The organism is Treponema pedis (assembly GCF_017161325.1).
Taxonomy (GTDB): Bacteria; Spirochaetota; Spirochaetia; order Treponematales; family Treponemataceae; genus Treponema_B; species Treponema_B pedis.
Map to the genome: position 1 here is coordinate 2,317,857 of NZ_CP045670.1, position 14,289 is coordinate 2,332,145.

Annotated in this window: 12 protein-coding genes; 1 reads left to right on the plus strand and 11 read right to left on the minus strand. The window is 38.8% G+C overall.

Features of this window, described 5'->3' with window-relative positions:
• Positions 1–43: 43 nt before the first annotated feature.
• On the minus strand, positions 44–1,690 hold the full coding sequence (locus DYQ05_RS10695) for an outer membrane protein assembly factor BamB family protein (RefSeq protein ID WP_206183409.1): 1,647 nt from the start codon (positions 1,688–1,690) through the stop codon (positions 44–46).
• 178 nt (positions 1,691–1,868) lie between these two features.
• On the opposite strand from DYQ05_RS10695, the gene DYQ05_RS10700 reads away from it, so the two are divergent.
• Entirely contained in the window at positions 1,869–2,162 is a 294-nt protein-coding gene (locus tag DYQ05_RS10700; RefSeq protein ID WP_206183410.1) for a YciI family protein, read from the plus strand.
• A 230-nt stretch (positions 2,163–2,392) separates the two neighbouring features.
• Here the strand turns inward: DYQ05_RS10700 and DYQ05_RS10705 are convergent, their stop codons facing one another.
• From DYQ05_RS10705 to DYQ05_RS10750, 10 genes are all read right to left on the minus strand, one after another.
• A complete protein-coding gene (locus DYQ05_RS10705) occupies positions 2,393–2,779 on the minus strand; it encodes a DUF1667 domain-containing protein (protein WP_206184141.1) in 387 nt (128 codons plus the stop codon).
• A complete protein-coding gene (locus DYQ05_RS10710; protein ID WP_206183411.1) occupies positions 2,779–4,059 on the minus strand; it encodes an NAD(P)/FAD-dependent oxidoreductase in 1,281 nt (426 codons plus the stop codon). Before DYQ05_RS10710 ends, DYQ05_RS10705 begins: the two co-directional genes overlap by 1 nt.
• Positions 4,056–5,510 carry an NAD(P)/FAD-dependent oxidoreductase gene (locus tag DYQ05_RS10715; protein ID WP_206183412.1) on the minus strand — a complete coding sequence of 485 codons (1,455 nt, stop codon included), beginning with the start codon at positions 5,508–5,510 and terminating at the stop codon, positions 4,056–4,058. The genes DYQ05_RS10710 and DYQ05_RS10715 overlap by 4 nt, the downstream gene beginning before the upstream one ends.
• Before the next feature lie 57 nt (positions 5,511–5,567).
• Positions 5,568–6,380, minus strand: coding sequence for a flagellar basal-body rod protein FlgF (gene flgF / locus DYQ05_RS10720; RefSeq protein ID WP_020966024.1), 813 nt, complete (start codon positions 6,378–6,380; stop codon positions 5,568–5,570).
• 139 nt (positions 6,381–6,519) lie between these two features.
• Positions 6,520–8,022: a glycerol kinase GlpK gene (glpK, locus tag DYQ05_RS10725; protein ID WP_024468549.1), complete on the minus strand. Its 1,503-nt coding sequence runs from the start codon at positions 8,020–8,022 to the stop codon at positions 6,520–6,522.
• Between the two features lie 190 nt (positions 8,023–8,212).
• Entirely contained in the window at positions 8,213–8,932 is a 720-nt protein-coding gene (locus tag DYQ05_RS10730; protein WP_024465191.1) for an HAD family hydrolase, read from the minus strand.
• Between the two features lie 11 nt (positions 8,933–8,943).
• Positions 8,944–10,608, minus strand: a complete 1,665-nt coding sequence (locus tag DYQ05_RS10735) for a tetratricopeptide repeat protein (protein ID WP_206183413.1) — start codon at positions 10,606–10,608, stop codon at positions 8,944–8,946.
• A gap of 9 nt (positions 10,609–10,617) precedes the next feature.
• Complete coding sequence (gene nusB / locus DYQ05_RS10740; protein ID WP_194075658.1) at positions 10,618–11,046, minus strand: transcription antitermination factor NusB; 429 nt, start codon at positions 11,044–11,046, stop codon at positions 10,618–10,620.
• 11 nt (positions 11,047–11,057) lie between these two features.
• Positions 11,058–12,134 carry an MOSP complex formation periplasmic protein, TDE1658 family gene (locus DYQ05_RS10745; protein ID WP_020966029.1) on the minus strand — a complete coding sequence of 359 codons (1,077 nt, stop codon included), beginning with the start codon at positions 12,132–12,134 and terminating at the stop codon, positions 11,058–11,060.
• Between the two features lie 109 nt (positions 12,135–12,243).
• Complete coding sequence (locus DYQ05_RS10750) at positions 12,244–14,043, minus strand: alanine--tRNA ligase (RefSeq protein WP_024466355.1); 1,800 nt, start codon at positions 14,041–14,043, stop codon at positions 12,244–12,246.
• Positions 14,044–14,289 lie beyond the last annotated feature (246 nt).

Below are 14,289 nucleotides of genomic sequence, written 5' to 3' on the forward strand. Positions count from 1 at the left end.
AAAGCTTCTTAGTAAAGAGTTCCTGACCGTTTGTCTTAAAGGTCTATTTTCCTATCGTCTTTATTTTTTGACGGGCATAATTTTGAATAAGACTTGAATATCTTCCCGTACTTACCGAAAAAAGAAGCGCTATTGCGGACTTTGCGGTTTCCCGGTTACCCGTTTTTGTTAATGCTGCAAGACAATCACATGCAGCCTTCATTCTCTCGGAATCTTCATAAGAAGACTTTTGAATAAGAAAATCGATACCTTCAATCGTTTTTCCGTCAGGGTCATAGGCCAAGTATGAAAGTCCGCGTAAAACCCCTGCGTCCACCGTAGAATCATTACTTAAATTTATCTCGCCGAGTAAAATATTTCTATATTCGTAAGAACCGAGTTTTCCCAAAAGCTCCGCAGCATTCGCTCTGTCAAAAGAGGTAAACTCCTGCGCAAAATATGAGGCCTTGCGCTTATTTTGCAAAATCGTTTTTAACTGAAAAGCATATCGCGGCTCTTTTTCACCTACGGAGCCTTTTTTAATCTCATCGGTAATTACTTCCAAAAGCTCACCTACAGTGGAATATTCTATAAAAAAAGGAAGCTCTTCCGCTGCGGATTTTTCTTTTTCATCTATTATTGAATAAAAGCTTTCAGTAACATTGCCGCCTGCTCCCCTTCTGAGCAATTTTGTTTCTACACGGTAAGCATTTAAAAATTCTTTTGTAATACCGATTAAAAGTCCGTTTTCGGTTATAAGAGGAAAAAAACTTTTTTCATTTATTTGCTTTTCCCATTTAATTTTGCCGCTGTCGGTAATTGTGCAGCCGTATCCCTTTGCGGTAATATTAAACTCATTACCCTCGACACGGCAATTAACGCCGTCCGAAAAATTTCCGTTTAAGGAAAGCTCCCAAATAAGCTCTCCCGTTTCAAGAGTTTTAAAAACGGCCTTTCCGTTTTCGAATAAATAAAGAACTTTTCCGTTTTTATAAAAAGCGTTTTTACAAATTCCGTTTTCCGTAACCTGCCAAGCCGCTTCCGAGCCTCCCGCCGTTTTATAATACGAAACCGTTTTATCCGTACAGGCTAAAATATAACCGTTGGGAGCCTCCCCTACAGCCGATACAGTTTTTTTTAGCCGATGCTGTTCCACTACGGTTCCGAAAATTGAAATACGAAGAAAATCTCCCGAGGTTAAAACCAAAACTATATCTTTTGAGCCTGTTTCGGAGGGAGGAGATATGGGAGCGGAAGAAAGAGGAAGAGACCATTTCAATTTTCCCGAGGGAGTAAGACAAATTATGTTATCCTTTTGAATTATAAAACATCTTCCGTCGCGTGCGGTATGAATGGGAAAAATAGGCTTTTTATCGAGTTTATATTGCCATGCCGGAAAACCTTGCGAAGAAAATACTTCAAGATTTCCTTTTGCCGTAACAAGATAAACAAGACCGGAAGAAGAAACCGATAAAAATTCACCGGGAAATTCTTTAGTATTCCGCCGCCATAAAAATTTTCCTTGCGAAGTAATACAATTTAAAGCCCTGTCTTCTCCTGCCGTATAAATATTTCCGTTCCAAAATACAGGTGTAGTTATATTTTTACCGGCCACAACTAAGGTCCAATAAGTATCAAGACCCTGACTTTGAAGCCGTAAAACGGTAAAGAGAAAAAAAGCCGAAATTATTTTTATTTTAACTTTATTCATTTTTTAATCTTAACAATCATGTTCTTATATAAAATTAAGTTTAACATAAAATACGGGATTATACAATATCGAAACTTGACGGGATTCACGGAAATCAATTTTGTAATACGGACGTTAATAAAGGGCTAGAAAAAAATGAAAAAAAAAGATATGATGGACAGCGGAGGCTTTATAAATTATGAAAAAATATGTAGTTATATTAAGCGGAAAAAAGAAAAATACTCTTACCGAATCCTTATTAAAAGAACATGTGGAACATCTGAAGGATATAAATAAAAAAGGAAAGTTATTTATATGCGGCCCTTTAGTAAACAGTGATAAAGCAATAAAAATAATAAATGCCGCTTCTATGGACGAAGCGGTAAAGATTGCACAAAGCGACCCTTTTACCGTCAATGCGTATTATCCGAATATTGAAATATTGGAGCTTGAAGAAGCAAATGAACTGAACGAATATCTCCTTAAGGCTTAAGCGTTATGTTTTGCTCATAAAGCATATAAAAATCTTTATTTTCCGTTGATTTTAATTTGTAACGAAAAATATCATGAGACTTACGGCAAATTGTCGGTACTAAGCTATGCAAAATTGCAAGATATCAATGATGTGCAATATGAAAAAATAAATCCGTCGGATTAAATATTCAACAATATTCCGGGCTTCCACGATAATTCCGATTTTTAATTATGCAATACTTACAAATCTTATAATAAATTTTTTATTTCCATAGTTCTTGCCGCAACTATATCGGAGCCCGTATTAAGGACGTTTTTAATTATTATTTCTCCCGCTTTTATAGGGGCCTTTACCTTAATCCCGTTTATTTTTTCCATTACATTAAAAATCAATCCCTTAGGAATCGGTGCCGAGGTTTTTACCGGAATTGACGGAAGGAAACTTCCTTCTATCATAACTGTAGAGCTTATGTTGCGTCTTGGGTCTTTTATTTCCTGTAAACCGTATTCTATTCCCCGTTTACAAGTATAACCTTCAACAATGTCTTCGTTTTTTTCATTTTTATAAACCGTCAAACGGCAGCCCATAGGGCAGGAAACACAGGTAAATTCTTTTTTTTGCAAGGCTTCCGAAATCATTGTATTACCTCCGCAGTTACTTCGCCTTTAATGTCTTTTAACTTTTCGTAAGAAACCGGAACGGTTATCATTTCCGACGGAACCATTTGCTTCATTTTTTTTTCTGCAAGCACAACACTGCCGCCTTCTCCGTTTGAATTTTCGGCACAAATTTTAAGCACCGCATTTTTATAAACCGCATCGGTACGTAAAAATAAAACGGTACCGTCCTTGTTTTGTGTTAGGATTTTATTGGGCATGATATACCGCACGCCCTTTTTGGCAAGTGTTTTTACTCCGGTTTTTTCTTGAGATATATTTAAGGCATAAAAGGCCGCATTTTTTCCTGCAATACGACTTTCGCGTGTAACAAAATCAACTATGTCATGAACATGCAGTACGTTTCCGCAAGCGAAAATACCTTCCGTTTCGGTTTGCATTGTACTGTCTACAATTGGGCCGCTCGTTATTTTATTTAAAGAAATACCGGCTTTTTGCGACAATTCGTTTTCAGGAATAAGCCCTACGGAAAGTAATACCGTATCACAGGAAAATTCTTTTTGCGTTCCTTCAATTTCTTTAAATGAAGAATCTATTTGCGAAATCGTAACGCCCGTAACCCTGTCTTTTCCGTGAACAAAAGAAATGTTATGGCTTAAAAATAAGGGAATATTATAATCTTCCAAACACTGAGCAATGTTGCGTGTTAATCCGCTTGAAAACGGCATTATTTCAACTACGGCTTTTACCTTAGCTCCTTCAAGAGTCATACGGCGTGCCATAATCAAACCTATATCGCCTGAACCGTAAATTACAACTTCTTTCCCTACGCAATAACCTTCCATATTCATAAGCCGCTGCGCCGTTCCTGCGGTAAAAACTCCTGCCGGGCGGAAGCCTTTTAAAGCGATTGCCCCGGCAGTCCTTTCGCGGCAGCCCATAGCAAGCACAACGGCCCTTGCCGCTATTTTTTTTACACCGCTGCTCCCTACAACGGTAATTTCTTTTTGAGAATTTAAGCCTGTTACCATTGTATTAAGCATTATATCTATATTATTATTTAAAACCTGTTCAACAAACCTTTCGGCGTATTCGGGCCCCGTAAGCTCTTCTTTAAATTCATGAAGGCCGAAACCGGAATGAATACATTGGTTTAAAATACCGCCAAGTTCAAAATCTCTTTCAATTATTAAAACCGAAGAAGCTCCGTTTTTTTTCGCTTCCAAAGCGGCTGCTAAACCGGCAGGCCCTCCGCCTATAACCGCAACTTCGTAAACCGAGTTTTTACCTTCCGTCATTTATTACCGCCTTTTAGTTTTCCGTAAATTATTCTTGCTCCGGCTCTTTCTTTTTTTATTTGCTCAACCGGAATATTAAGTTCCCGCGAAAGGATTTGTAAAACTAAAGGACCGCAAAATCCGCCCTGACATCTTCCCGAACCAGGCCGCACTCTCCGTTTTACCCCGTCCACCGTTCTTGCACCCGCAGGACGGTGAATTGCCTGTACTATTTCCGCTTCCGTTACCGTTTCACAGCGGCACACAATGTGAGAATATTTTTTATCTTTTTTGATAAGTTCGTTTTGCTCTTCCTCGGAAAGCGATGCGAAATGAGGTATAGGAGAGCGAAGTTCTTTAAAGTTTTTCTTTTCGGTAAATTCAATGCCCGAGCTTTTCCCTTCCTGTTTTAAAAGAGCGGCAATATATTCTCCTATTGCGGGAGCCGAGCTTAAACCCGGAGATTCTATTCCGCCCGCATGAATAATACCTTTTGAATTCTTTGAAGCATAAATCATAAAATCGCCCGTGTCGGGACAGGCTCTAACACCTGAAAAAATTCTTATTGTATTTTTAAAATTAAGCGAAGGAACGGTTTTTAAAGATTTTGCATCTACAGCGGAAAGTCCTAAAGCCGAAACGGAGGTATCGTCAACCTCTTTAATATCTTCCGCAGATGGGCCCGTTAAAAAATTTCCGTAATAAGACGGAAGAACTAAAATTCCTTTTCCCATTTTTGAAGGAGCTTGAAAACAAATCTTTTTTACAAGTCCTTCATAACTTTTATCGAAAACTCTATATTCACCGCGGCGCGGTAAGATTTTAAAGTCTTTATCGCCGACCATTTCGGCAATCTTATCGGAATAAAGACCTGCGGCATTTATAACAAATTTTGTTTTAAAACAATCTTTTTCCGTTTTTACCGAATAGCCTTCGTTTATTTTTTCTATTGAAACAACTTTCTGTTCGCTCAGAAATTCGGCTCCGTTTGTAATTGCATTTTCCAAAAATGCAAACGTCATATCGAAGGGACATACCACTCCCGCACTTCCGCAATATAAAGCTCCTATTGCTTCTTTTGAAATATTGGGCTCTTCTTTTAAAAGTTTTTCTTTATCCCAAATTTCAAGAAGTTCCGCTCCGTTTGTAATTCCCCGCTTATAAAGCTCATGTACGGTATTCATTTCTTCTTCGGAAAACGCAATAACCAGCGAACCGCATTGCGAAAAATGAATGCCAAGTTTGTCTTTTAAACTGCGTACTAAAAAATTGCCGCGTACATTAAGTTTTGCTTTTAATGAGCCTTCTTTTGCGTCATAGCCTCCGTGAATAATTCCGCTATTCGCCTTGCTTGTTCCGCAACCCGCTTCCAATTCTTTTTCAAGCACTAAAATTTTCAATTCGTATTTTGAAAGTTCCCATGCAGTGCAGGCTCCTACAACTCCCGCTCCGATAATCACTATGTCGTACATCGGCTTATTTTAGCACTATTTTGAGGCTTGGTCTAGCACCTTGTAAATTTCGATTATTTACCTTTTAACACCTTCATTCCATAATTTCGCCATCATAGTATCGGCCGCCTGTATTGTTTTTTGGTTAGCCTCATAAGCTCTGTTTACTTCAATCATTCTAACCATTTCATTTACTACATTTACGTTGGAAGCCTCGATAAACCCTTGAATTACACTGGGACGCGAAGGACCTTCGGAAGCAATCGCTTCACCTGAAAGAGGAGTGCTTAAATAAAAACTTGAGCCGTTTTTAGTAAGATATCTGTCATTTTCAAATTCAACTATTTTTAATCTATCCAAAAAAACGGAATCGCTTTCCGGTTCCGTAATAGGACGCGTATAAATTTGTCCGTCTTGATTTATTGTATATTCCATATCTTGAAGAAAAATTCTGCCGTTTTCTCCGATAACGGGATAGCCTTCCTTTGTCATAAGATAGCCTTCCACACCGACAATAAAATTCCCGTTACGTGTATATTTTTCGCCGTAAGGTGTTTCAATTGCAAAAAAGCCCTTTCCTTCCAGAGCCAAATCCGACGGAGAGTGAGTTTGCTTTAATGAACCTTGTTCAAATGTTGTAAAAATCTCATTCGTTTCAACGCCTAAGCCGAGCTTACCTATTATGGGAGCTATATCCGAGGAGCCGAAAGGATTTTTCATTACGCCGTCATCATTAAGCCGTCTAATCAACAGTTCGGGAAAACTTTTTTGAACTGCGACGTCCCGTTTAAAACTCGTCGTATCCAAGTTTGCAAGATTATTTGAGATAACGTCCAATTGCCTTTGCTGAGCAAGCATTCCACTTGCTCCCGTATACCAGCCTCGTACCATTTAAACACCTCTACACTTTGTATCGGCTCTTTATTTTTTTTCTTTAGTTTTACACTTTACTTCGAAAAAAGCCAATCGGTGTTTTTAAAGATTACTTATTGCAAATCCGTTCAAAAAGCGTTGCGGGAAAGTATAAATTTTAACTTACCCCCGTTTCCCAATTTAAAGCTCTTTCCACCGCGCGCTGCCAATTTGAGTATAAAAGAGCCGCCCTATCTTCTTGCATTTCAGGCACAAACTCTTTTTCTATTTTTTGAATTTCGCTTACTTCTTTTTGCTCTTTCCAAAAACCTACGGCTAATCCTGCAAGGTAGGCGGCGCCCAAAGCCGTAGTTTCTTTTTCCGAAGGGCGCAAAACCGGAACTCCTAAAATATCGGATTGAAACTGCATTAAAAAATTATTTGCACAAGCGCCTCCGTCTACTTTTAAATAATGCAAATTTATCTTCGAATCTTTTTGCATTGCGGATAAAACGTCCTTTGTTTGATATGCAATTGCTTCTAAAACGGAGCGTACAATATGCTCCCGTTTTGCCCCGCGAGTTAAACCTACCAAGGCTCCTCTCGCATACATATCCCAATAAGGAGCTCCGAGACCCGTAAAAGCCGGGACAAAATAAACCCCGTTCGTATCGTTTACGAGGTTTGCATAATATTCCGTTTCGTGCGCATTATAAATAATTTTTAACTCATCGCGCAGCCATTGCACTGCCGCACCTGCGACAAAGCTGCTTCCTTCCAATGCGTATTTTACCTTGCCGTCAAAGCCGAAAGCAACGGTCGTAAGTAATCCGTTTTCAGATTCTATAATTTCTTCTCCGGTATTCATAAGCATAAAACAGCCTGTGCCGTAAGTGTTTTTTGCACTGCCCGCTTCAAAACAGGCTTGCCCGAAAAGAGCCGCCTGCTGATCTCCTGCGGCCCCTGCAATCGGAATTTTCGCTCCGCCGAATGTGTGTTCATCGGTATGACCGTATACGAAACTTGAAGGCTTTACTTCAGGAAGCATAGATTTAGGAATTTGAAGAACTTTTAATAACTCATTATCCCATTCCAAAGTCCGTATATTAAAAAGCATTGTACGGGAAGCGTTTGTGTAATCCGTTACGTGCACCCTTCCTCTGGTTAAATTCCAAATTAGCCATGTATCGATATTTCCGAAAAGAAGCTCTCCTTTTTCCGCAAGTTCCCGCGCTCCTCTGACATTATCCAATATCCACTTTATTTTAGTACCTGAAAAATATGCATCGATTATTAAACCCGTTTTTTTACGGACCGTTTCGGAAAACCCTTGAGCCTTTAAATCATCGCATATTTTTGCCGTTCTTCTGCATTGCCATACAATTGCATTATAAACGGGACGCCCGGTGTTTTTATTCCAAACTACTGTAGTTTCGCGCTGATTTGTAATTCCTATTGCGGCAACTTCATCGGGGTGAACTCCTGCGGTTTCTAAAACTTCCCTGGCCACACCGCTTTGCTTTCCCCAAATTTCCATAGCATCATGTTCTACCCAGCCTTGTTTGGGAAAAATTTGGGTAAACTCCTGTTGAGCCGACGCAATTTTTTTCCCCTGTTTATCAAATAAAATTGCACGCGAACTTGTAGTTCCTTGGTCAAAAGATAAAATATATTTTTTCATTTTATGCTCCCGAATACATTTATTTACAGTATAGCCTATAAGCTTATTTAATGCAACATACAAATTCCGTATAGCTTAAAATACAAATAAATGATGAGTTTAATAAAAGCTAAGGAAGAATATCTAAAGCGGGTTTTAGGAAACGAAAAAAAAACTGTAAATATTCGGAAGCGAAAGTTTTTCAACTCCGCTAAATCATTTCCGCCAATTCATTCCAATCTTTTATTTGTAAAAATTCAAAATCGGGATTGACATCGGAATCGTTATGGTATGGGCAGCCCAATTCCGTAGTAAACAAAACGGGTTTTATTCCTGCGGAAGCCGCTCCTATAATGTCGGCTCTGCGATTATCTCCGCAATACCATACTTCATTTGAGTTAAGAGATGCTTTTTTTAAGGCGGCTTGAAAAAGCATCTCTTCCGGTTTTCTAAACCCGAATTCGCTTGAAGCGATTATAAATTCAAAATTATTATCGGGTAAATATTTATTTATTCGTTTTTTAAGAGCCTCCGCCGAAAAAGAAATATTGCTTATTACAGCCGACCTTATATTGTTTTTATTTAAGTGAAAAAGCAATCGTTCTATATTAGGCATAGGCATACATGGGGCAAGAGCTTCCCAAAAAATACCTTCAAGCTCGACATAAGATAAATTAAATTCAATACCCAAACTTTGAAAAAGCGAATTAAAAAAACAATGCTGATGAATTTCCAAATCATTGGGAAGAGCTTTTTTCCATATCTTATCACCGATTTCAATTCCCTTTTCATAAAATTCTTGACAAGTTATTTTTAAGGGATTTTTTAAAATGAATTTATAAAGAGATTTATATGCCCTCTCCAAATTAAGTTCTTTTTCAAAAATGAGAGTATTGCCGTAATCAAAAAGAATCATTTTAGGTTTTTGCATAATATAAAACCTCATTGAGCCTGTTTTAAACGCTTTAATAAAACTTCCGCTTGATAGTTTTGCGGATTTAATTCAAGCGAATAACCTAAAACGCTTATTGCACGGTTAAAGGCCTTTCTTTCCGCAAGAATAAGAGCCGCTTCATAATGAAGCCTGCTTTGCTTTTTTTTATCCTGCGTCATAGACGCAGCAAGCGAAAAAGTTTCAATTGCAGTTTCAGGTTTTCCCTGTAAGTATTGGATATAAGCCGTATTTGCAGTTGCCGCATAAGCATTTTCAGGGTTTAAAGCTGCGGCGGCAAATTCCGAAAGAGCGTTTTCAAAGTCTCCGCTTACCGCAAATGAAAGCCCTTTATAAAAAGAATCTTCAGTACGTTTGCCTATTTCGGCAACGCTGAAACAAGCATCAAAATCCCTTAAATTGGAAAAGTACCATTTTGCATATTCCCTAATTACCGGAGAAGAACCGTATTTTTCTACAATTTTCCACATATCTCCTGTGCCGCGCCTTAGGGAATTTTCGGAACGGTCTTTAAACAAGCCGTATCTGAAATTCTCAATGACGAATTTTAAATCGAAATCCGGTTTTTCCATAGCGCGCATTAAAAGAGTTTGCGGACTGTATTTCATTTTAGGCGAGGTAAAATAAGTTTTTTCCATCTGCATAGAATAAAATCCGCGCTCTTCCAAATAAGAAGCTATATCGTCTTTCGAGGCGGCTTCCCGTAAAGCTATATATTCCCGCGTATAGCGCGCAATTACCGGGTAATAATCGGAATATTGCTCTATACATTCAAGAAGCAAATCGGCTCTCTCTCCTTCATCAGGAGCGGTTAAAGCCAGATTGTAAAATATAATCGGCATTTTCCCCGCACCTCTGTCGGCCGCAGCTTGCCAAAAACTTCTTGACCGCTCCGTATCTTCCTGCCCGAAAGATGCGTCGGCAGCAAGCATTAAATGTCGGCGTGCAAAATCGGCATTTTTACCGAAACCGCCGTCCTTATCGGCATAAACAAGAGAAAAATATAAATCGTTAAAAACAGGTTCAAACCGTCCCAAGTCGTACGAAAGACAGCTCCAAAAATACGGGTCTTCAGGAGCGGTCTCTTCATTTATTAAAGAACGTAAAGAAGCGGCTTCTTTAAGCCTTCCTTTGGAAGCAAGTTGAAGAGCTTCATTTTTTAAAAAAACCTGCTCGTCGGTAACATCAAAAGCGGCTTTTAACAAGCCCTTATTTAAATCCGGTTCCATACCTGAAGTAATTGCGGCCTCCGCCCCCAAAGAAGCATAAGCCGAGTTTTCAATATGCTGAAAATATAAGACGGCTTCCCCAGGTTTCCCCGAATCTATAAGCACCGAAATTAAAACAGCCGCAAGCTCGGGGGAAGCGGGAAAGGCCTTTATACCCTTTTCGAGAGTAATAACCGCATCAAAAACCGCATTAAGTTTTAATTGACGTTTAACTATACTTAAATAATTTTTCGAATTTACGGCTTTTTTTTGCAATGATTTTAAATTCTTTAATGCCTTGGAATAATTCCCTTGAATAATATAACTGTCAACGGTATTAAGTTTTTCAGTAAAAATCTCCTCCTTAGTTTTACCCGAACACGATAAAAAAAAGGAAAAAAGAAAAACGATGGATAAGGCTAAAGAAATCTTTTTATCAGGTTTCATTCTTTCAGTTTAAGCGGTCTTTTTGATACTGTCAAGTACCGCATTTACGAATTTATAAGAATCGTCCGTACCGAACTCTTTGGCAAGGTTTATAGCCTCATCTATAATAATAGGTGCGGGAATATCTTTTTGATATAAAAGAGAATAAGCGCTTAAACGTAAAATCGCCCTATCTACGGAATTAAGCCGCTCCAATGACCAATTATCGAGATTGGATTGAATACATCTATCTATTTCTTCAATATTTTCAATTGTTCCAAGAACCATCATTTTCGAAAAAAGATAAGCATTGCCGCTGCCCGAATTTTCAGTTGAAAAGCCGTCTTCGCCGTTGCGCCATGAAAAGGTCAATAAATCATCAAGGACGCTGGCTCCCGCGTCCCAAGCACATAAGGCTTGAAAAGCGAGAATGCGTCCTCTTCTTCTTCCTATATTCATCTATTTTTATTTTACCAAGAAAGAATCTTGTCCAAATCGGAACCCGTTTTAATCAGCACGGTATTTTCCGCAGTACGTAAACTTTCCATAAGCCCTTGAATTGCTCTTTGAAGAGCTGCGGTTTGCAGCTGAGATGAAAGAACGTTTTTAATATATTCGTAAACGGTTATAGGTTGATTCGGGTCAATAACATCGCTTAACGTCAATAACTTAGAATCGTACTTTTCGGTAATAACAAAAAACTGTCTATTATCCTGCATCTCCGTAATATCGGAAACAAAATTAACGGGATTTTCAAAAATTTGCATTAAGGCTTCAGGCTGTAACCCGAGGGCTTCGGCTCCGGCCGCATTTTTAACGGCATAGCGGATTTGTACGGCATAGCCTTCTTTTTCGGCATTTTTTTGAACATCCGCTATGACCTTTACATTCTTTTTAACTTTTTCATTTAATTTTTTTATTTGGTCCCGTTCCGAAGAATCATTTCCCTTTTTCATCACACCCACTATTACAAGTTTCATTGTATCGGGTCTGAAAAAATTCTGTTTATTTAATTCGTATTGCCTTCTTATATCGCCGTCCGTAGGCTGCGACATACGCTGAATTTCTTCAGCTTTTTTTGATGTAACGTATTTTTGAATAAGAATTTGCTCTTTGAGCATTTTTTTCGCTTCGGCAACGCTGCTTCCCGTATTGCTTTTAAAAAATTCATCAAGAGACTGATTATATTTTTGCTTTACCAGCTTTGCAAATTCGCTTTCCGTTATGGGATATCCGACTTGACTTGCCAAGATATTGTTAAAATAATCTTTTACTTCGGAATCGAGAGCTCTTAACCCTTCTTTTTCGGCGGCCTGTAATAATAACCTCTGTCCGATTAAATTATCCAAGGCCCTCTTCCGTTCTTCTACAGTCAATTTTTTGTCTACAAGTTTTTCAGCTTCCGAAACAAACTTTTTAAGCTGCCCGAGCGTAACAGGCTCTTTTTTAAAAAGATTAATCTGTGCAATCGCCTGTAAATCGCTTTGTGCAAAAGCGGCACCGAAAAAACAAAACAACAAAATTCCGATAACTATACCTTTCTTCATTATAAGTATCCTCGTAAAAATACAATTTTTATAATAACAAATCCGATTACGGATAGGTTACGCTGTGAAAAATCGAAAAACCGTCATTTCCGATTAAAAACTAAAGGAGTTATTTTAAAACCGCTTTAATTCTGCGCACTCCGGCTGAAGAAGACTGCTCTTTTTGTATTACAAAATGCCCTAAAGTTCCCGTATGTTCCACATGAGGGCCTCCGCAAACCTCCAATGAAAAATCTCCTATTTTGTAAACCTTTACAACATCTTCATATTTTTCACCGAATAATGCCATAGCGCCTTTTTTCTTGGCATCTTCCAAAGGCATAACTTCCATTGTTACCGGCAAGTCGGCGGTAATAGCCTCGTTTACGAGTCTTTCCACCTCTTTTTTTTCATCATCCGTCATGGGTGCAGGGTGAGAAAAGTCGAAACGGAGCCGTTCTGCGGTAATATTGGAACCTTTTTGCTGAACATGCTCTCCCAAGACCATACGCAAAGCCTTATGTAAAAGATGCGTTGCCGTGTGATATGCCGTAGTTTGCTCGGAATGGTCGGCTAAGCCTCCTTTAAACACCTGTTCGCTCCCCGCCCGCGAAAGTTCCTGATGCTTTTTAAAAGCGTCTTCAAACTCTTCACGGTTTACAGTCATACCGTGCTCCGAAGCCAGCTCTTCCGTAAGTTCAATCGGAAAGCCGTAAGTATCGTACAGTTTAAACGCCATACGTCCCGGAATAACCTTTTTCGGGTTTTTTAAAAGATTCGGAAGGAGTTTTTCAAATTCAGCTTCACCCTTTTTTAAGGTATCAAGGAATTTATCTTCTTCCGTTTTTAATTCGTTTAAAATAAAGGATTCTTTTTCTTTAAGTTCAGTATAAAAAGCCTTATTTTGCTCTATAACGGCGGCGGCAACCGTCTGTAAAAAGTTTCCTTCTATGCCGAGTTTTTTACCGTGCCTGATTGCCCGTCTTATAATTCTGCGAAGAACATAGCCTGCTCCGATATTGGAAGGGGTTACAGTTTTGGGGTCTCCTAAAATAAATGAGGCCGTTCTTACGTGATCGGCAATTATTCTTATGGACATATCCGATTTTTCACAAGCCTTATATTTTACTCCGCTTAAATTTTCAATTGAATTTATTATTGAAGAAAATACCTCCGTATCGTAAACGGAAGGTTTTCCCTGAAGCATTGCAACGGTTCTTTCAACACCCATTCCCGTATCTACACAGCAGCGGCTTAAAGGAGATATAGTTCCGTCTTTATTTTTATGGAACTGCATAAAAACGTTATTCCATATTTCAAAATACTTACCGCAATGGCAACCCGGTTTACAATCCTTTCCGCAAGCAGGTTTTCCCGTATCTACAAAAATTTCCGTATCAGGTCCGCAAGGTCCCGTTTCTCCCGCAGGCCCCCACCAATTATCTTCTTTAGGTAAAAAGAAAATACGCTCGCGCGGAATACCGAGTTCATTCCAAATGGAAGCCGATTCTTCATCGCGGGGAGCTTCTTCGTTTCCTTCAAAAACGGTAACCGAAAGGTCTTCGATAGGAATACCCAGATATTTTTCATCGGTTAAAAATTCAAAACTGTATCTTATGGATTCGTTTTTAAAATAATCGCCTAAAGACCAATTGCCGAGCATTTCAAAAAATGTTAAGTGCGAGTCATCCCCTACATCGTCTATATCGCCCGTACGCACGCATTTTTGCGTATCGGTAAGACGTGTTCCGGCGGGGTGAGGTTCTCCCATCAAATAGGGAACAAGAGGATGCATTCCGGCGGTAGTAAACAAAACCGTAGGGTCGTTTTCCGGAATTAGAGAGCGCCCTGAAATTTCAGCATGGTTTTTACTTTTAAAGAATTCAATATATTTAGACCTAAGCTCATCGGCTGTAATTTTTTTATTCATGAGCTATATAATAAATAATTAGGCTATAATTGTCAAGAAGGATAAAAACAGGGCTTAATCCGTTATGCTGCAAGCCCGCTTATGCAGAGGTTTTTATGAAATTTAAATCAAATACGGCGAATTTGATTTTTCGGATAATATAAAAAAGTATTCTTCTTCCTGGCTCTTTACATACAATATCTTAAAAAATCGAATTGGAGTACCTACGGCTTCCCGCCTTATCATTTTAATTGCCGAACAACATTC